General features: G+C 43.7%; 16 protein-coding genes. 6 read left to right on the top strand and 10 right to left on the bottom strand.

All coding sequences use genetic code 11. The features are described from left to right. Positions 1-43: 43 nt before the first annotated feature. Positions 44-991, top strand: a complete 948-nt coding sequence (gene dusC, locus AACW90_RS08110) for a tRNA dihydrouridine(16) synthase DusC (RefSeq protein ID WP_390233044.1) — start codon at positions 44-46, stop codon at positions 989-991. Here the strand turns inward: dusC and malZ are convergent. From malZ to yfbV, 5 genes are all read right to left on the bottom strand, one after another. Then, on the bottom strand, positions 983-2,842 hold the full coding sequence (gene malZ, locus AACW90_RS08105; protein WP_390233042.1) for a maltodextrin glucosidase: 1,860 nt from the start codon (positions 2,840-2,842) through the stop codon (positions 983-985). The genes dusC and malZ overlap by 9 nt on opposite strands. A 112-nt stretch (positions 2,843-2,954) precedes the next feature. Continuing rightward, positions 2,955-3,749 carry an ABC transporter ATP-binding protein gene (locus tag AACW90_RS08100; RefSeq protein ID WP_390233040.1) on the bottom strand — a complete coding sequence of 265 codons (795 nt, stop codon included), beginning with the start codon at positions 3,747-3,749 and terminating at the stop codon, positions 2,955-2,957. Continuing rightward, positions 3,746-4,690 carry an ABC transporter permease gene (locus AACW90_RS08095; protein WP_390233038.1) on the bottom strand — a complete coding sequence of 315 codons (945 nt, stop codon included), beginning with the start codon at positions 4,688-4,690 and terminating at the stop codon, positions 3,746-3,748. Before AACW90_RS08095 ends, AACW90_RS08100 begins: the two co-directional genes overlap by 4 nt. A gap of 131 nt (positions 4,691-4,821) precedes the next feature. Further along, positions 4,822-5,787, bottom strand: a complete 966-nt coding sequence (locus tag AACW90_RS08090; RefSeq protein ID WP_390233036.1) for an ABC transporter substrate-binding protein — start codon at positions 5,785-5,787, stop codon at positions 4,822-4,824. A gap of 239 nt (positions 5,788-6,026) precedes the next feature. Next, complete coding sequence (yfbV, locus tag AACW90_RS08085; protein WP_390233035.1) at positions 6,027-6,479, bottom strand: terminus macrodomain insulation protein YfbV; 453 nt, start codon at positions 6,477-6,479, stop codon at positions 6,027-6,029. Between the two features lie 339 nt (positions 6,480-6,818). On the opposite strand from yfbV, the gene AACW90_RS08080 reads away from it, so the two are divergent. After that, positions 6,819-8,015, top strand: a complete 1,197-nt coding sequence (locus AACW90_RS08080; RefSeq protein WP_390233033.1) for an acetate kinase — start codon at positions 6,819-6,821, stop codon at positions 8,013-8,015. 131 nt (positions 8,016-8,146) lie between these two features. Next, the gene (gene pta, locus AACW90_RS08075; protein WP_390233031.1) at positions 8,147-10,318 is read left to right on the top strand and encodes a phosphate acetyltransferase; all 2,172 of its coding nucleotides are present in this window, start codon (positions 8,147-8,149) and stop codon (positions 10,316-10,318) included. A gap of 107 nt (positions 10,319-10,425) precedes the next feature. On the opposite strand, the gene AACW90_RS08070 is transcribed toward pta, so the two are convergent. Then, positions 10,426-11,286, bottom strand: coding sequence for a Tim44 domain-containing protein (locus AACW90_RS08070; RefSeq protein WP_390233029.1), 861 nt, complete (start codon positions 11,284-11,286; stop codon positions 10,426-10,428). 267 nt (positions 11,287-11,553) lie between these two features. On the opposite strand from AACW90_RS08070, the gene AACW90_RS08065 reads away from it, so the two are divergent. From AACW90_RS08065 to AACW90_RS08055, 3 genes are all read left to right on the top strand, one after another. Then, positions 11,554-12,156 carry a TetR/AcrR family transcriptional regulator gene (locus tag AACW90_RS08065; RefSeq protein WP_390233027.1) on the top strand — a complete coding sequence of 201 codons (603 nt, stop codon included), beginning with the start codon at positions 11,554-11,556 and terminating at the stop codon, positions 12,154-12,156. An 8-nt stretch (positions 12,157-12,164) separates the two neighbouring features. After that, a complete protein-coding gene (locus tag AACW90_RS08060) occupies positions 12,165-14,054 on the top strand; it encodes an MFS transporter (protein ID WP_390233025.1) in 1,890 nt (629 codons plus the stop codon). A gap of 175 nt (positions 14,055-14,229) precedes the next feature. Continuing rightward, positions 14,230-15,147 carry a YeiH family protein gene (locus AACW90_RS08055; RefSeq protein ID WP_390233024.1) on the top strand — a complete coding sequence of 306 codons (918 nt, stop codon included), beginning with the start codon at positions 14,230-14,232 and terminating at the stop codon, positions 15,145-15,147. Here the strand turns inward: AACW90_RS08055 and AACW90_RS08050 are convergent. The 4 genes from AACW90_RS08050 to menB form a co-directional block, all read right to left on the bottom strand. Beyond that, the gene (locus AACW90_RS08050; RefSeq protein ID WP_390233022.1) at positions 15,121-15,267 is read right to left on the bottom strand and encodes a hypothetical protein; all 147 of its coding nucleotides are present in this window, start codon (positions 15,265-15,267) and stop codon (positions 15,121-15,123) included. The genes AACW90_RS08055 and AACW90_RS08050 overlap by 27 nt on opposite strands. Before the next feature lie 95 nt (positions 15,268-15,362). Then, positions 15,363-16,793 carry an o-succinylbenzoate--CoA ligase gene (gene menE, locus AACW90_RS08045; RefSeq protein ID WP_390233020.1) on the bottom strand — a complete coding sequence of 477 codons (1,431 nt, stop codon included), beginning with the start codon at positions 16,791-16,793 and terminating at the stop codon, positions 15,363-15,365. Positions 16,794-16,823: 30 nt separating this feature from the next. Then, complete coding sequence (gene menC, locus AACW90_RS08040; RefSeq protein WP_390233018.1) at positions 16,824-17,816, bottom strand: o-succinylbenzoate synthase; 993 nt, start codon at positions 17,814-17,816, stop codon at positions 16,824-16,826. A 140-nt stretch (positions 17,817-17,956) separates the two neighbouring features. Next, on the bottom strand, positions 17,957-18,823 hold the full coding sequence (menB, locus tag AACW90_RS08035) for a 1,4-dihydroxy-2-naphthoyl-CoA synthase (RefSeq protein WP_275135936.1): 867 nt from the start codon (positions 18,821-18,823) through the stop codon (positions 17,957-17,959). Positions 18,824-18,837 lie beyond the last annotated feature (14 nt).

Here is an 18,837-nt window from a genome sequence, read left to right as displayed (position 1 = left end):
CCAGATAGAATGCCGGCTCATTTATTATCGGTAAATTGGATATATGCGTGTAATTCTGGGCCCTATGGAGGGCGTACTAGACCATTTAATGCGAGAAATGCTGACAGATATCAATGACTATGATCTCTGCGTTACGGAGTTTGTTCGTGTTATTAATCGAAAATTGCCTGAACACGTATTTACTCGCTTGTGCCCAGAACTAGAAACCGATTCATCGACAAAATCTGGCACACCAATCCATATCCAATTACTTGGCCAAGAACCCAATTGGATGGCAGAAAATGCTGTTCAAGCTGAAAGCTTGGGCGCAAGAGGCATTGACCTAAATTTTGGTTGCCCTGCTAGATTAGTCAATCGAAGCAGAGGCGGCGCAGCACTTCTCAAAGATCCAGAACAGATCTATAAAATAGTGAAGGCGTGTCGCGAGTCAGTATCGAATACCATTTCTGTCAGTGCCAAAATTCGGCTTGGTTGGGAAAACCCAGAGGATTGCTTTGAAATTGTTGATGCTATTGAACAAGCAGGCGCAAACGAAGTAACCATTCACGCCCGTACCAAAATGGGTGGCTATAAGGCCAGTGAGATAAAATGGGACTATATTAAGCAAGTCAAAGAACGAAGCACGATCCCTATCATCGCTAACGGTGAGATCTGGAACTATCAAGACGGTCAAGATTGTATTGAAACGACCGGTATAGATTCACTGATGGTATGTCGTGGTGCGTTTAACATTCCCAATCTAGGCAACGTGGTTAAATTCAATCATCAACCAATGTCATGGGAAGAAGTGGTGATGCTGCTACTCAAATATTCTCAATATGAAATGAAGGGCGACAAAGGCCTTTACTATCCAAATAGGGTTAAACAATGGCTTAGTTATCTTCGCAATGAATATGACCAAGCCGATACCTTATTTAGAGAAGTGAGAACCTTTAAGACTGCCTCTCCTATCATTTCTTGTATCGAAAAGTACCAATCTGAATTAGGTTAGCAACGACACCTTTATTATTTCACACTGCCACTGTGTCATAGACAGCGTAAACTCGCCGTGTTTAATCTCGTGCGAGTTATCGTCAAAATAACATTGTGCTTTGGCGTTTTCGATACCCAATTTCCAAGCGGGTATCCTGCACTCATTGTCGGCAAAGCTAAGAACGATAATGGATATCTCTGCACCAAGTTTGCGAGCATAAACGATATGCTCATCCGAATCGCTTAGTATCTCAAATGCGCCTTTCTGCCACTCGATGTTCTCTTTACGAGCGTTAATCAGACCTTTATAGAATGGCAACCAGCTAGACGTCGCGACGCGTTCCCATGGAAAACAACGACGATTATCTGGATCAAGCTCACCTTCCAAACCCACTTCTGTTCCATAATACAAGCATGGCGTCCCAACAAATGTCAGTAGCATAACCGCTGCCATCCGCATCTTTTGTTCGTCACCCTCCAACATGGTTAAAAAACGTGTCGTGTCATGGCTGTCCAGCTGATTGAGCTGCGTAAGCTGATTGGCCCAAGGTATCTTCGCGTTCGCCTCTGTTACCCAATGCGCAAAACCTGACGGCGTCAATGAAATAGGGTCGTAGGTGATATCTAATCCGGCAAGTAAGGCTCGTATAGGGTGAGCAAAGCCAAAGTAGTTCATCGATCCATCTTCTTGGTCCCCTTGAAGCCACTGCGTTGCCTCAAAGAAATGCTCGCCTAACACGTAGGTCTCTGAAGAGACAGATTTTGCTGCTTCACGAAACTGACGCACGTAGTATTCATTGTTCTTTGCGCCATCCCCTTCACCAAGCATATGGATCACATCAAATCGCCAACCATCTATCGCATAAGGTGCGCGCAACCAATGCTTAATTACCGACTGTTCAGATTGATAGATATAGCTTCTGACCTCTTCATTTTCGAAGTTCAATACTGGTAGGGTCGCCACCCCGTTCCAACCAAGGTAGTTTGTTGTTTCACCCTCAAATAGATAAAAATGTCGATACGGGGAATCAACGTTGTGGTAAGCACCTGCGTCGTACTTACCATTTTTATCAAACCAAGGGTGTTCTTCAGATGTGTGATTGAATACCGCATCTAGGACGATTTTCAAACCCCGGTTATGAACATCCTTACTTAAATCGGCAAAGTCTTGATTGGTTCCCAGATGAGGATCGACGTTTAGATAATCTGTCGTGTCGTATTTGTGGTTACTATTTGATTGAAATATTGGATTGAGATAAAGCGAGGTCACCCCAAGATCTTGCAGGTAATCCAGTTTGTCTTTTATTCCCTGTAAGTCGCCACCATAAAACTCAACGCTAGAAGCGCGCTGATAACGCCCAATCTCACTGCCCCACACTTTCGCGACCACATCTACCGTCCCACCTCGGATTTGATACTCACCGCTTTTTACGCTTATCTCCGGGTTACCGTTGTAAAAACGGTCGGGGAATATTTGATAAAATATTTGTTCGGAGACCCACTCAGGGGGTTGATGGTTCACGTTATATTTGAAGTGGTACTCTTTACTTGGAATTCGGGCTTGAACCCCTCTTGCATCCAGCCAAAATTGATGGTTACCCAAGATTAACTTGAATACATAGTGGGTCGTATCTCGGTCGCTGTTGGTTGGAATAGAGGCTTGCCATAAGACCAAACGCCCCTCTTTTCCCACCGGCTTCATTTCAACCAGAGACTCTTCGTTATCCGGTTCGTGACGAACCTGAACCTTGTCGAATGGAAGATCTTCTGTTTTTAGGGTAACAACCAGTACACTATTTTTGAACGGTGATCCGTTTTTGAAGAGCAACCCGTCCGTCGTTTGAACGTGGCATAAATAAGGGCGATTCATAGTCTGACTCAGCATTGGAGATTTGATGCCAGTCTAGACCATTAACTGTATTGAAAAATCCCCCTTCAGAAGAAGGGGGATCACATTTTTAGGGGTGAGAGAAAGGGCGTAGTCAGCTCAATAATAAACTGTCATCCGTTAACTCTTCTCCGCGCACTTTAGAGAACATCTCCAATAAATCTGGTACCGCCATGTTCGCCCTTTGATTGCCTTCAACATCCAATACAATCTTGCCTTGGTGAAGCATAATAGTTCTGTCTCCACAGGCTAATGCATCTTTCATTGAGTGCGTAACCATCATGACGGTTAGGTTAAATTCTTTCACTACCTTTTTGGTTAGGTCGAGAACAAATGCCGCCATTCTTGGATCTAATGCCGCGGTGTGCTCATCGAGCAACAATAGCTTGCTATCAGAAAGGGTTGCCATCACAAGGCTAACCGCTTGACGCTGCCCTCCAGAAAGCAAACCGATGTTATCGCTTAACCTGTCTTCTAGGCCTAGGCCTAAAATACTGATGCGTTCTTGGAATATTTTTCTACGCTTAGACGATATTGAATGATGCCAACCTCTGCGCTTTCCTCGCATATAAGCCAGAGCCATGTTTTCTTCAATCGTAAGGTCACCGCAGGTACCTGCAAGTGGATCCTGAAATACGCGCGCGCATTGGCTGGCACGTTGGTCAACGGATTGACGAGTCACGTCTAGATCATCGATACGAACCTTTCCGCCAACCATAGGCGTTTCACCCGTAACGGCACCGAGCAAGGTAGACTTTCCTGCACCGTTTGAGCCAATTACCGTCAAAAACTGGTGTTCTGGCACTTGAACTGAGACACTTCTCAACGCTTTGTTTTCTAAAACAGTTCCAGGATTAAAGGTAACCTGAATATCTTCTAAATGAATCATGCAACATCTCCTGATTCTTTGTCTGGCTTAGGTGCTGCAACGCCCTCAGTTGGCGTTAGCGCCTTTTTTGCCTTTAGATTTCCTTTCACTTTTGGTGCGATCAACGCCGCTGCGACCAATACTGCCGTGACTAAATTCAAGTCAGAAGCTTGCAAACCAAACATGCCTGAACTCAACGCAAATGCGACGGCAAGTCGATACAAAACTGAACCAATAATTACCGCAGTGACCGCTATCCAGATCTTTCTTCCCGGGATAAGTGTCTGCCCAAGAATAACGGCCGCTAAACCGACAACAATCGTCCCCGTACCCGAGGTTACATCAGCAAAGCTGTTGGTTTGGGCAAATAACGCGCCTGCGAACCCCACAAAGCCGTTTGATAACGCTAAACAGAAATAGGTATAGAAAGCCGTGCTTCCGCCCTGAGCTTTAACCATACGAGCATTCACACCGGTTGCGCGTAGCCCCAAGCCAAAATCACTGTTTAAAAGACGAACCACAAACCAAGCGGATAAAAGAACCAAGGTGCCAACCAATAGGGGTCGAATATACATCGAGTCCCCATATGCTTCGAATGGCGTCAAAATAGTATCCGAACCTAAAAGCGCGATGTTTGGTCGGCCCATTATTCGAATATTGATGGAGAAGGCTGCAATCATGGTCAATATTGAGGCTAGCAGATGCAAAATACCACAACGTACAGCTAAAAATGCCGTCACCCACCCTGTTGCACTTGCCGCAATGACGGCTAAAAATGTAGAAAGCCAAGGGTCTAATCCTGCAACAATACCTGTCGCGGCCACAGCAGCCCCCATAGGGAAACTACCATCCACAGTAAGATCAGGAAAGTCTAGTACCCTAAACGTCAGATAAACGCCTAAAGCAACGAGACCATAAATAAGCCCTATTTCTAGTGCTCCAAAAAATGCAAAAGCAGACATACATACTCCTTCTCTGCTTACACTAACGTTATCGTTCTTCGTCAGTATAAAAACTCTCGACCAACCTTGCATTGATTGGCCGAGAGGTATTTCTTAATCTTCACAACATCACAAACGTGCTGTGGTAGGGTTTACTTAATTTCCGTCGCGCGGTCTAGAACAGACTGTGGAATCGTAATACCAAGTTTATCCGCTGCTGTTTTATTCACGATAAGGTCAGAACCTTTTGCCACTTTCACTGGAAGGTCACCCGGATTAGCACCTTCAAGAATAGCAACGACATAATCCGCCGTTTGCACACCAATTTGGTAATAATCGAAGCCTAGCGCTGCGAAAGCACCACCTTCAATATAGGTTGTTGTTGCGCCAAATACTGGTGTGTTCGCTTGATTAGCCGCAATCGTCATGCCTTCAATAGCACTTGCTACTGTATTATCAATCATCGCATAGAGAACATCCGATTTAGCCGAGATAGCTTGAGTAGCACTCTGCACGTCTGCACTCTTAAGTGCTGTTGCTTCTATCAGCTCTAGTCCATTTGCCTCTAGACTTTCTTTTAGCAATTTCATTAAGCTTACAGAGTTAGATTCACCGGGGTTATAGACCACACCAACTGTTTTTGCATTTGGAAGCAATTCTTTGATTAACGCTACGTGCTGTGCAATTGGAGACAGGTCAGAAAGCCCAGTAATGTTTTTACCTGGTTTTTCTTCGTTGCTTACGAGTTTAGCCCCAACCGGATCCGTCACCGCTGTAAACACGATGGGAAGATCACGCGTTGCCGCTGCAAGCGCTTGAGCCGACGGCGTCGCAATACCGACTAATACATCCGGACGGTCACCAACAAATTGACGAGCGATTTGAACTGCGATAGCTGGATTACCCTGCGCCGTTTTAAAATCAAACTCGAGATTTTTTCCTTCTTCATACCCTTTCGCTTTTAGTCCATCCAAAAGACCCTGGCGAGTGGCATCCAATGCTGGATGCTCAACAATTTGAGAAACAGCAATTCTAGCTGTTTTCGCAATAACGCCTGTAGAAGCGAGTAGTGCTGCTCCGGCAATAACCGCAGTAGCAATAATTTGACTTGCCTTCATCTTAACTCCTTGATTAGCAATTTATTTGTTTCAATGTCGTACTTGAATTTTTTTATTTTTTAACTTGTACGTATTTCTTTACGCTACGTAAACATTTTTACCAGTTACAAGGCAGGAATGGAAGAAGAGTTTTTATTTATTGAGCTAATTAATAGAAATGAGGGGGTTGAGAAGCGACGCGCTCGAGCTTCGAAAAGAAGACTTGTCTATATTTTAAACCGCGCCGCGCTACTCGATGTTTAAAACCAACGCTCAAGCGCTGTCTTGTCCAGTTGCCTAAATGCACGATTTAAAAGTACGGCAAGTTCTTTATAACGGGGCTTAGCCTTGGCAGGCTCTAATGCGAATCCCGATTCTTGTATTTTTTGATGAAGCTCGCGATACCATCCAGCAAGGGCCGGTGGAAGTTTGGTATTGGAGCGATTACCTAACCACCATATACCTTGCAAAGGCAAACTGATTGCAAATAGTGCGACAACAACGGCCTGTGGCATTGCTTGCATGTTTTGAAAGCTCAATTGCATAAGTAGGCTGATCATCGCCACCGCCGGCATCACTTTAATACCAAAGCGAGTCGCTTTAATAATGCGGTGTTCTGGAAAAATGGGCGATAACTCCTTTCGCATCGGCCAGATATCCATATACTTTTGCCCGCTTCTTAGGCTATGGATTAGTCCAGGTTTCGTATTCATTTCGACCTCGCGCTAAAAAATATTTGAATTATTCAACATAATTTGTAAAAACATTGACTAAAATTAAAAATTGCTCGAATTTTTTTTGTTATCTTAGGCTATTATCGCTATCCTTTGCGCACCCTCAATGTCATTGTTGCTCTAATTTACAAAATAGGCAAATTTATGACGTTGCAAAGCAAGGAATGCTCGCATGGTCACAGAAGTTTGATCGTGTCTTTATTTATGGATAATGACGTTTTTTTGACCAAAGATAGTGCATGACCAGACGAGTCCGCTATCCTTGAGATTATTTTTCAACCAAACTGATATTTTCAGATGATTAACAGGTAGTCACTCATGTCTAAGCTAGTTTTAGTTTTAAACTGCGGTAGTTCTTCTCTTAAATTTGCTATCGTTGATGCCGATAATGGTAACGAGCATCTAACCGGCCTTGCAGAATGCCTTCACCTTCCAGACGCTCGTATCAAATGGAAGTTAGACGGTAAGCACGAAGCTCAACTTGGCGATTGTGCAGCACACGATGAAGCACTTTCATTTATCGTAGACACTATTCTTGCTTCTAAACCAGAACTTTCTGACGCTTTAGGTGCTATCGGCCATCGTGTTGTTCATGGTGGTGAGAAGTTTACGAAATCTGTATTGGTTGACGATTCAGTTACCCAAGGTATTGAAGACTGTTCAGCACTTGCTCCTCTTCATAACCCTGCGGCAATCGTAGGTATTAAAGCGGCTCAGAAAGCATTCCCAACACTACCAATGTCCGTCGTATTCGATACGGCTTACCACCAGACAATGCCTGAAGAAGCATTTCTATATGCATTGCCTTATGACCTTTATACAGAACACAGTATCCGTCGTTACGGTATGCACGGCACATCACACCTATATATCGCTCGCGAAGCTGCAGAGCGTCTAGGCAAGCCAGCCAGTGAACTTAACATTATCAACTGTCACCTAGGCAACGGCGCATCTGTATGTGCAATTAAAGATGGTAAGTCAGTAGACACGTCTATGGGGCTTACTCCTCTTGAAGGCCTTGTAATGGGCACACGCTGTGGTGATATCGACCCTGCGATCATTTTCCACTTACATGACACACTTGGTTACTCTTTAGATAAAATCAATACGATGCTAACGAAAGAGTCTGGCCTACAAGGTCTAACACAAGTGACGTCTGACTGCCGCTATGTTGAAGACAACTATTTAGAAAAAGCAGATGCTGCACGCGCCATGGGTGTGTTCTGTCACCGTTTAGCAAAATACATTGCAGGTTACACTGCAACACTTGATGGTCGTTTAGACGCAATCGTCTTTACTGGTGGCATAGGCGAAAACTCTAGCCCAATACGTGAACTCGTCCTAAACCGTTTAGGTGTATTTGGTATTGAAGTAGATAGCGAGAAAAACCTTAAAGCACGCTTTGGCGGCGAAGGGGTTATCACTACTGAAGAAAGCCGTATTCCTGCGATGGTCATCTCTACAAATGAAGAGTTGATTATTGCTGAAGACACTGCGCGACTAGCAGGTCTTTAAAAAATAAAACTGGCTAACAAACGTTAGCCAGTTTTGATCTGGGCCTCAGAAAATATCGACCGAATGCGTTACTCGCTATAATGATAGATAATTGCTGAGCCTTTTCTCTTAAAATCAGAGGTATTCTACGAATGTCCCGTACTATTATGCTTGTACCTATTAGCGCTGGAGTAGGTCTTACCAGTGTTAGCTTAGGTGTCATCCGCACAATGGAGCGTAAAGGTGTAAATGTTGCGTTCTTTAAGCCGATTGCTCAACCACGTCACGGTGGTAACCAACCCGATCTAACGTCATCTATTATCAACGCAAACAGCAATGTCAAAACGTCTCAACCGATCCCGATGCATGAGGCTGAGTCTCTTATCGGTAACGAAAAGATGGACGAATTACTTGAAACGATCGTTGGTCGTTACAATGATTTAAGTGACGCTGATGTTATCTTGATTGAAGGGTTAGTTCCGACTCGCAAGCACCCATTTGCAAACCAAGTAAACCAAGAAGTTGCAAAAACACTGGGTGCAGAGATTGTATTTGTTGCCACTCCAGGCACATACAATGCGTCTCAACTTAGAGAGCGTATTGAACTGGCGGTTTCTAACTTTGGTGGTACGAAGAACAAGAGTATCTCTGGTGTTATCGTTAATAAACTTAATGCCCCTGTCGATGATGCAGGCCGAACTCGCCCTGATCTTTCAGAAATTTTTGATGAAGCAGATGCGGCTAAGCAAGCAAACATCAAAACGATGGAGATCATAAGCACCAGCCCAATTCGTGTTTTAGGTTGCGTTCCTTGGAGCATTGATCTTATTGCCACTCGTGCTATCGATATGGCGAAACATCTTGATGCTGAGATCGTACACGAAGGTGATATGTACAACCGTCGTATCAAGAGCATTACTTTCTGTGCCCGTTCAGTTCCACATATGATTGAGCACTTTAAACCGGGTTCATTACTCGTCACGTCTGCCGATAGACCCGATGTTATCGTTGCGGCTGCACTTGCTGCAATGAATGGCGTTGAGATTGGTGCTTTACTATTGACTGGCGGCTATGACCTACCAGAACAAATTGTTAAGCTTTGTCGACGGGCATTTGATACTGGTCTGCCAATTTTTAAAGCACAAGGTAATACATGGCAAACATCGCTGAACCTACAAAGCTTTAGCTTAGAAGTACCAGCAGATGATAAAGATCGTATTGAATTTGTTAATGATCACGTTGCAAGCCACATTGATGGACCTTGGATTGATTCGTTGACTGAAGGTACTCAGGGTATTCGTCGCCTAAGTCCACCAGCATTCCGTTATCAGCTGACAGAGTTTGCACGCCGCGCAGCCAAACGTATCGTTCTTCCTGAAGGTGATGAACCACGTACCGTAAAAGCGGCCGCTATTTGTGCCGAACGTGGCATCGCAACTTGCGTACTTCTTGGTAACCCTAAAGAGATCCGCCACGTTGCTGAACAACAAGGTGTAGAACTTGGTGCCGGTGTTGAGATTATCGACACAGACGCTGTACGCGAAAAATACGTTGCTCGTCTTGTAGAATTGCGTTCTAAGAAAGGCATGACCGAAGTGGTTGCTCGTGCAAAACTGGAAGACTCTGTATTCTTGGGCACGATGATGCTAGAGAACAACGAAGTTGATGGCCTTGTATCTGGCGCTGTACACACAACAGCGAACACTATTGTTCCGCCATTCCAGATAATCAAAACGGCACCAGATGCTTCTATCGTATCTTCCGTATTCTTTATGCTGCTACCTGATCAGGTATTGGTTTATGGTGACTGTGCGATTAACCCAGATCCTACCGCTGAGCAACTGGCTGAAATTGCGATTCAGTCTGCTGATTCTGCTAGAGCATTTGGTATTGACCCTCGCGTTGCTATGATTTCATACTCAACGGGTGAATCTGGCAAAGGCGCAGATGTAGATAAAGTTCGTGAAGCGACTAAACTGGCTCAGGCGAAACGTCCTGACCTCGTTATTGATGGTCCACTTCAGTATGACGCTGCAATTATGGAAAATGTCGCCGCTTCTAAAGCGCCAAATTCTCCAGTAGCAGGTAAAGCAACTGTATTTGTATTCCCAGACCTCAATACTGGTAACACAACGTATAAAGCTGTACAGCGTTCTGCTGACCTAGTGTCTATTGGTCCAATGCTTCAAGGTATGCGTAAACCAGTCAATGATTTGTCTCGTGGTGCTCTAGTAGACGACATCGTTTACACCATCGCACTAACCGCGATTCAGGCTGACCAAGCTGATCAAGCTGAAAAAATCATTCAAGCTGAAAAAGCGTAGTACTCGCTGCAAATAAAAACCCCCAAAGATAATCTTCGGGGGTTTCTTTTTTTGTCACTGGCGGTAATACCAAATACATTAGTTAGTAAAATTGGTATAAAGTTACTTTACGCTTGTATACCGACGATAAGCCATGGTGCATTATCTACGGTTAGATCGCGTTCTAGGTGCCAAATATCCGTGATATCTTCTTCAATCGCTTCTACTGAATCCCGATATCGACCACTGAACTGAAGGCTAAGCTGCGCTTTAGACGCATCGTAATTTGCACGAACAATTTCCGCATCAACATACATAACATCCGTATGCTGATCACCCTCAAGTTTTGCTCTCTCCGACTTCAAATCATCAAACAAACTTGAAGACACGTACTCTTCAATTGTATTCAATTCATTATGATTCCATGCACCTTGAAGAATGCGGTAATGTTCACGAGACCCATTAATAAACGCCACCTGATCGAATCCTGGTGGGTAATTATGAGGAACATCGCTGTGCCCTGCAGACCCAAACCCCGTCGCAGGTTGAGCTTGTTCAAAGCTTTGATGAGTAGGCTGTTCTTTTTGGTAGTGATTTCCCGCGCCTGAGTACGCTTGCTGATTCATGCTTCCAGCCTTTGCACCCAACATGGCACGTAAAAACTTAAAGGCAAAGAACGCCACTAATCCTATGATAAGGATATCCATAAACTGGATACCTTCAAATGCGCCACCAAAAAATGCCGCTAATAAACCGCCGGCAAGAAGCCCGCCCATCAAACCACCCATTAAACCTCGTTTGCTACCGGCTGGATTCTGTGTCTGATCTTTTTTAACAGAACTCGTGTTGGTCTGACCCTTGTTTGTCGCGGGTGCTGTCTTGAACATCTTACCAAAAGACTTACCACCACCAAATCGTTTGGCTTCGGCAATCGGTGACGTGGTCACTGTAAACATGATGAGTGCGACCATAGCTAAGATACGTTTCATTTTTTCCCTTTTGTTTGTCTCACGAAACTCTTTTTATTGGATTAAATATTATAAAAATTTAACTTTATATTACCGCATGATATATGGATATCCCTTACATTTATATCCTTTGTGCAAGCTTGTGTGTATCGAAATATTGCAAAGCCCACATTACGACAAAATAGCACGCATTGTTCTTGACCTTTTTGGGGCTCCACATAGAATAATGAACAATGTTCATTTTATAGATCTTATTTAGTTACATAAATGGGAATGGCACAAAAAAGTATGGCACGCAGAAACGATCACACTCGCGAAGAATTGGTAGAATTAACTTTACAGAAGGTAAAGGAGTTCTTGGCGGATCAGCCCCATCATAATCTTAGTCTGAGAAAAATTGCTACTCAAATTGGTTATGTACCCAGTACTCTTGTCAATATATTCGGCAACTATAATTTATTGCTATTACAGGTTGTCGCTCAAACGGTTGACGAACTGCGAATAGAAGCTTCCACTGCACTTGAGAGCTCAAACAGCACTGAAGAAGCACTGTATAATCTCGCGTATTGTTACCATGACTTCGCTCAACAAAATCCCTACCGCTGGCAACTAATATTCCAACATACGATGAATGGTGAAAACCTACCCGATTGGCAGACAGAACGCATCGATAATATGACGAGTATGTTAGAAAAATTGATCGCTATTCTGTCTCCGACCAAGTCTGAATACGAGATTGTAGAGGCCAGTCGTGTCTTATGGGCAGGCGTTCATGGCATCACCGTGTTGAGTGTAGATGATAAGTTTTTCACGTCATCCCCTATCGACGGTAAAGCACTGATTAAAAACCTGCTTTCCAACTATTTACAGAATTGGCATAAAAATGAATAAGGTTTTGCATGTCTGAGCTAAACCCCTCTCCAACAAGCAGCAGTTCATTGCTGACTCAAAGACGTTTTTTACCCTATTTTATTACCCAATTCTTTGGTGCATTCAATGATAATATTTTTAAAAATGTCTTACTCATATTGGTCGCTTTCACCGCGAGTGGCACCCTCTCAATTTCTTCAAGCCTTTTTATAAATATTGCTGCGGGACTGTTTATTCTTCCTTTCTTTTTGTTCTCGGCAACCGCAGGTGAATTAGCTGACAAATATGATAAAGATTGGTTTATACGAAAAGTTAAGTTGGCAGAAATTGGCATTATGACTTTGGGCGCTATCGGCTTTATTACTCAAAGCTATGAGGTGTTGCTTCTATTGCTCTTTCTTATGGGTACCCAGTCTGCATTCTTTGGCCCGGTTAAATATGCATTATTGCCACAACACCTGAAAAGCGAAGAGCTTTTAACTGGCAATGCTTTGGTTGAAACCGGTACCTTTCTTGCTATTCTTTTGGGCACCTTAGCCGCAGGTATTATTGCCTCAAGCGATAATGCTACCCATGTCGCCGCTCTTTCGGTAATGCTTTTCTCTATAATTGGTTATATCGCGAGTCGATTTATCCCAACAACACCCGCCGCTAATCCAACGGCAAAGATACGTTGGCAGCCGATAAAGCAGACAAAACACACATTAAGCATTGCAAAAAAAGATAGTGTGACGCACAAGTCCATTTTAGCGATCAGTTGGTTTTGGTTTTTAGGCGCCAGTTACCTTACTCAATTTCCAAACTTTACCCAAATCTCTCTTCACGGCAGTGAAAGTGCGGTGTCTTTCCTTCTTGCTCTGTTTTCCGTCGGTATCGCCATAGGTTCACAACTATGTGATAAGTTGTCTAAAAACCGAATAGAGTATGGGCTCGTCCCTGTTGGAAGTATGGGCATTACTTTGTTTGGTATTTTGATGGCTTACTCGGTACCCGATAATCTACCGTCACTTACCTCTTTCGCAGACTTTGTTGGTTACAGAGAACTTTGGCCAACCTTTATTTATTTGGCTCTGTTAGGTATCTCTGGTGGGCTATTTATAGTGCCACTTTATACCGTGATGCAATTAAGAGCGAAAAAAACAGAATGCTCGCAGGTTATCGCCGCAAACAATATCTACAATGCGCTTTTCATGGTTGGTAGCGCCATACTTGGTATCGTATTGCTCGGCATTCTAGAGATGCCTATTCCTGAATTCTTCATCTTTCTTTCTGTCATTAACTTTGTCGTAGTGCTATACCTTTTTACACAGGTTCCTGTGTACGCGGTTCGATTTGTTGTATGGATAGTTACCCATATTATCTACCGGGTAAAGCATACTAACTTGCATCATCTGCCTAAAAACGGAGGTGCTTTATTGGTCTGTAACCATGTAAGTTATATGGATGCATTGTTGTTGAGTGCCGTCTGCCCTCGTTTAATACGATTTGTAATGGAAGAAGATTACGCTAATCTTAAACCACTTCGGCGCTTTTTATTTCGTGCTGGCGTTATCCCCGTTTCAGCGGCGAACAGCAGATCGATTCGCAAAGCGTTCAAAGAGGTTGAACAAGCACTGTCAGATGGTGAGATTGTCTGTATTTTCCCAGAAGGTCGATTAACTGGAGATGGTGAAATTCAACCCTTTATGCGTGGCATCGATATCATCATTAACCGCTCACCTGTCCCCGTCATTCCTTTGGCTTTAAAAGGTATGTGGGGAAGTTATTTTAGCCGACATAAAGGACGAGCCTTTAAAGGCTTCCCTAATCGGTTTAGGGCAAAGCTAGAGATAGAAGCAGGAAGGCCTGTTTCGCCAGAAGACGCCAACTCGGAATATATGCGTGAACAGGTGCAAAAGTTACGAGGAAGCTACAGATAGCTTTTTAGCCTGAAGGCCATTTTTGCCAAAATGACACTTTTCATCTAAACAGTACTTTGGTTTAGAGAGCATTTTCGTTTAATTAAACTTAACGGTTTGTTAAGTAAATTAAGACATACTAAACGTAAATATCACGTTATGATCATCGTGACTTTTACGTAATACGGCAGCAACAATGAACAGTAAAAAACTCCTTTTTTTCATCGCAGCAGCAATGTGCTTAACACCTTGGGTTTCTTCACCTACCGCTTTGGTTATAGGGTTTGTGCTATCGAGTTTGGGCTTTGTACCCCAAGACTTACCTGTCAGTAAGATAACCAAAAAGTTACTGGCTTACTCTATTGTGGGGTTAGGTTTTGGTATTCATTTTCAAGAAGCGCTTGCGGTGACTGGAGAGGGTATCGGCCTTATCGTTGTTTCCATTTTTGGTACATTAATCATAGGTACCTTGGTCGCAAAACAGATAGGTTTAAATAAGGAAGGCGCGTATCTGATCTCTGCCGGCACTTCTATCTGTGGTGGTAGCGCTATAGCGGCTGTTTCTCCTGCTATTAGGGCCTCTGATGAACAAACAGGCTTGGCCTTGGCGGTTGTCTTTGTTCTGAATTCTGTTGCGCTATTTGTATTCCCTTTAATCGGACACGCGCTTAATCTAGATCAGCATACATTTGGTACCTGGGCGGCTATCGCAATTCATGATACCTCTTCGGTGGTCGGTGCTGCTTCCGCTTATGGCGAAGAAGCCTTAAAAACGGCCACTACTTTAAAACTCGCACGAGCACTTTGGATTGTCCCCGTCGCATTTATTAGTGCCATGTTGTTTAAGAATGGCAGCAATAAAATAAGCATCCCTTTTTTTATTTTGTTTTATTGTGCGGCAATATTGATAAGCGATTACTTACCACAGTTTGAGGTTATATACGGAGGAATTTTTGCTATTGCAAAGCAAGCATTGGTGGTCTGCTTGTTTCTTATCGGTTCAAGTATTTCTCTGGAAAAACTGAAAGCGGCAGGTGCTAAGCCTCTATTGTTTGGTGTTTTCTTATGGGTAATGGTTTCAAGCTTATCACTTGCTTGGTTGACGCTGGCGTGAATACAGATAACCTACAATAGTCAAAAAGGCACCCAACTCAGCTAAAGACTTAACGACGCCTTGGCTAAATAGTGCGGTCGCAATTAACAGCACCGCTGTGGTAATCAACACAATCTTCATTATAAAAGCTCTCTAATAACTAATATGGTTATTATTGAGCTTTCTTATAAGAAAACAAAATTCAGTTTTGGACTAAGACATAACCAATTGGTTCGTTAAATGGCTTTTTTCCTGCTCACTTGAGAGCTTATAAACCACGCCTTTACCTTTGCCCTAGACAGTTTGATCGATGGCCCTTCTAATAGAGTTTCGGGCATAGCGATATATTCAACAGGCCATTTGAATTTTTCTAGTCGCTGTGACAAAAACTGCTCGACTTCTTTTTTCTCTAAAGCATGCTCGCATTGAATAATGGCGACTGGTCTTGCTCCATACTCTTGATCTTGTACTGGAAGTACCACCGCATTGTTGATCTTTGCATGTTGGGTTAAGACAAATTCGATCTCTTCACAATGGATATTTTCGCCACCTGAGATAAATAAGTTATCAACACGCCCGAGGATTCGTAATTGATCCCCTTCCCATTCGCCCAAATCTTTACTATCAAACCAATCATTATTAACAATTGGGGTTAATTTACCTCGATAAAAATACCCTGAAGCCAGCGTTTCTCCACCGACATATATTCGTTGTTTTTCCACTTTGAGAAGCCGATTAGGTAACAAGTAACCCACACCTAGGTGTTCATCCACTTGCTTAGCCATTACGGTAGAAGCTGATTCAGTCATACCATAACCTAGCCAGGTATCTATTCCTCGACGATTCGCTTCTTGTGCTAGCGCCAATGGGATGTGGCTTCCGCCCAATAACACTCGAGAAAGAGTGATCCGCTTTCCGCTGTCAATTAAACGTTTGAGTTGTGTAGGAACAAGGGAGGCATGAGTTGCCCCCTGAAGATCGGTAAAAAGATCCTTTCCCCCACCTATTTTTAGGCAAGCACCCACCGTTAACCATCGCCAGATAATGGCTAAACCTGATACATGGTACATCGGTAAGCTCAGTAACCACGTATCGTTGGGCTTAAAACCAAAGCGAGCCAACAACCCATGCGCGGAAGCTTCATGTTGTTTGTTCGTGTGTGCAACAGCTTTAGGTGCCCCTGTAGAACCGGAGGTAAATACAATGCTGACAAGGTTGTCTGGGTGAACATTTGCAGGGGTTGCTGAGTCTGACTCTACGCAACATCCGATAGATATCGGTAGAAACGAGTAGAGCGCACTGAGCGATGCTTTATCGACAAGTTTGTTGGTCCCTTTGCCAAACCAGACATGGTTACAACCTAACGTATCAAGCTTTTGTACCAGTGGTGTATTCGTACTCGGTGCGATAAGTGCAGGAAGCGCACCCAGATGAATACAAGCCAAGTAGGCAAGTACCAGTTCCATGCTGTTCTTAGAAACAAGAGCAACCACATCACCTTGACCGATATTTTGGCCACGCAGCGAAACCGTTACTCCGTTTAGCAAGGAGCGGAGATGAGCCCATGAGTACGTATTGTTTTCAAAAACCAACGCGCACTTGTCAGGCTCCCTTTCAGACCATCGTGATAACCAATTTTGTACGCTATTTTCCAATTGGTTATTCATTAAAGCCCGTTCCCAAAGTCTTTAATCTTATTACTTACTTTGCCAAACAATTTGTTGTTCGCTTAATGGAATAATAGGAAGGTCACATTGTGGCCATTTCACTTCAAGTTGAGCCCCAAATAGTTTAATTGTATCTAGGCCGGGCACAGACTCTGGTGTAAGCCATTGCGCAAGTCTAGCAAGTTGATTTAGACCCAAACTCGATTCTAAACTCGAACTGATCACGACCTTTATTCCATGACGATTGGCATCTTCAATAAGCGACTGGCAACGATAAACAGAACCAATTAACGTCGGCTTAACAATAATAACCTTCGCACCCGTCAGTTTTCCTAAATCAAAATCAGGCTCTGAAACGGCGTCCTGTAACGTTTCGTCCCACGCAATTGCAATGCCCGTTTTAATAGCAAAGGTAAAACTCTGACCCGGCTCTTTGCATGGTTCCTCCACAAACTCTATGCGATGGCGGCGGGACGAATTAATATAAGAAGCAAATTTTTCTGCCTTTTCTGGCGTCCAAGCACGGTTCGCATCTAAACGAACTCTAAGGTCGGGAATTGACTCCAAAAATAGGTTAACCAACATTCCATCACGGATAGGCTCATAGAGCCCTACTTTAATCTTGGTCACTTTTTTATCTAATGGAAGCGCATCTAAAATTGGTAACATTGCATCGGGATCACCCGTGCATAAAGGCGCACTGTCATAATTACCCGCCATTGGTAACTCGCTAGCAAGTTCGATCTCAGCAAAGGACAACCCACTCGCCACAGAAGGACATAGTTCATCATAAGCAAATGCATTGCCGTTAACCCAAAGCTCTAGTTGCGCCTGAGCCTGAATACCTGCCTGTTCGGTGGTTTCTTTACTGAAACCGACCAGTGGTGCAATTTCACCATATACCGTTTTGCCTTGCTCTGAGAGCTCGGCTATCCACCCGACTCTTTCTGTCAGCTTGCTGTCTCGGAGAATCACTCCACTGTCCATCGGGAGTTGGTATTTATATAGTTTAGCTTGACGCATGAAGGCCTCGGTATGGTGACATTGAAAAAGTTTGCAATCTAAAATCTACTCATAATGAAAACGAGTGTAATGAACGCCTTTATGTCGCCTAATTTTCAATTCAAAAACTAAGCGACGTAAAGCGCGGTTAAAAAACGAGATTATGGGTTTCTTGGGAATTTAGAAAAGTCTGGACGGCGTTTTTCATTAAACGAGTTACGCCCTTCCTGCCCTTCTTCTGTCATGTAGAACATCATCGTCGCATTACCTGCTAGCTCTTGAAGTCCCGCTTGACCATCACAGTCTGCATTTAACGCTGCTTTCAAACAGCGTAGAGCCATTGGGCTATGTTGTAGAACTTCACGACACCAACGAACGGTCTCTTTTTCAAGTTCGACCACAGGTACTACTGTGTTAACTAGGCCCATGTCCAATGCTTCTTGTGCATCGTAAAAACGGCAAAGGAACCAGATTTCACGAGCTTTTTTCTGACCAACAATGCGAGCCATATAAGACGCACCCCAGCCTCCATCAAAAGAACCGACTTTAGGGCCTGTTTGACCAAATTGAGCATTCTCAGCCGCAATCGTTAAATCACACATCATGTGCAGTACATGACCACCGCCAACAGCATAACCGGCAACCGCGGCGATGACTGGCTTAGGACAAGTACGAATTTGACGTTGAAAATCAAGAACATTGAGGTGATGTGTACCTTCTTCGTCTCTGTAACCACCGTAGTCACCACGAATTTTTTGGTCACCACCTGAACAGAAAGCATCTTCACCTAAACCAGTAAGAACGATGACACCAACCTTCTCGTCATAGCGAGCGTCGGCTAATGCTTTCATCATTTCATTAACGGTTTGAGGGCGAAAAGCGTTACGAACCTGAGGGCGTGCGATAGTGATCTTAGCGATACCATCAGCGGATTTATGATAATGAATATCTTCATACTCAGAACTACAATCAGCCCAAGTTACTGGTGCGTAAAGTTCTTCTTCTGTCATTCCAATTGTTCTTGCCATGTTTTGGTCCAATT

Source organism: Vibrio frigidus (assembly GCF_042465995.1).
In the GTDB taxonomy this organism is placed as follows: domain Bacteria; phylum Pseudomonadota; class Gammaproteobacteria; order Enterobacterales; family Vibrionaceae; genus Vibrio.
Note: the sequence above shows the minus strand (reverse complement) of the source record. Positions and strands in the feature narration are given on the sequence as shown.

Excerpts from the sequence above, each read along its gene's own strand:
- AACW90_RS08065 (WP_390233027.1), top strand. The coding sequence starts at position 11,554 with ATGGCACGCAGAAACGATCACACTCGCGAAGAATTGGTAGAATTAACT.
- dusC (WP_390233044.1), top strand. The coding sequence starts at position 44 with ATGCGTGTAATTCTGGGCCCTATGGAGGGCGTACTAGACCATTTAATG.
- menB (WP_275135936.1), bottom strand. The coding sequence starts at position 18,823 with ATGGCAAGAACAATTGGAATGACAGAAGAAGAACTTTACGCACCAGTA.
- AACW90_RS08080 (WP_390233033.1), top strand. The coding sequence starts at position 6,819 with ATGTCTAAGCTAGTTTTAGTTTTAAACTGCGGTAGTTCTTCTCTTAAA.
- pta (WP_390233031.1), top strand. The coding sequence starts at position 8,147 with ATGTCCCGTACTATTATGCTTGTACCTATTAGCGCTGGAGTAGGTCTT.
- menC (WP_390233018.1), bottom strand. The coding sequence starts at position 17,816 with ATGCGTCAAGCTAAACTATATAAATACCAACTCCCGATGGACAGTGGA.
- AACW90_RS08100 (WP_390233040.1), bottom strand. The coding sequence starts at position 3,749 with ATGATTCATTTAGAAGATATTCAGGTTACCTTTAATCCTGGAACTGTT.
- AACW90_RS08070 (WP_390233029.1), bottom strand. The coding sequence starts at position 11,286 with ATGAAACGTATCTTAGCTATGGTCGCACTCATCATGTTTACAGTGACC.
- malZ (WP_390233042.1), bottom strand. The coding sequence starts at position 2,842 with ATGAATCGCCCTTATTTATGCCACGTTCAAACGACGGACGGGTTGCTC.
- AACW90_RS08060 (WP_390233025.1), top strand. The coding sequence starts at position 12,165 with ATGTCTGAGCTAAACCCCTCTCCAACAAGCAGCAGTTCATTGCTGACT.
- AACW90_RS08095 (WP_390233038.1), bottom strand. The coding sequence starts at position 4,690 with ATGTCTGCTTTTGCATTTTTTGGAGCACTAGAAATAGGGCTTATTTAT.
- AACW90_RS08055 (WP_390233024.1), top strand. The coding sequence starts at position 14,230 with ATGAACAGTAAAAAACTCCTTTTTTTCATCGCAGCAGCAATGTGCTTA.
- AACW90_RS08050 (WP_390233022.1), bottom strand. The coding sequence starts at position 15,267 with ATGAAGATTGTGTTGATTACCACAGCGGTGCTGTTAATTGCGACCGCA.
- menE (WP_390233020.1), bottom strand. The coding sequence starts at position 16,793 with ATGAATAACCAATTGGAAAATAGCGTACAAAATTGGTTATCACGATGG.
- AACW90_RS08090 (WP_390233036.1), bottom strand. The coding sequence starts at position 5,787 with ATGAAGGCAAGTCAAATTATTGCTACTGCGGTTATTGCCGGAGCAGCA.
- yfbV (WP_390233035.1), bottom strand. The coding sequence starts at position 6,479 with ATGAATACGAAACCTGGACTAATCCATAGCCTAAGAAGCGGGCAAAAG.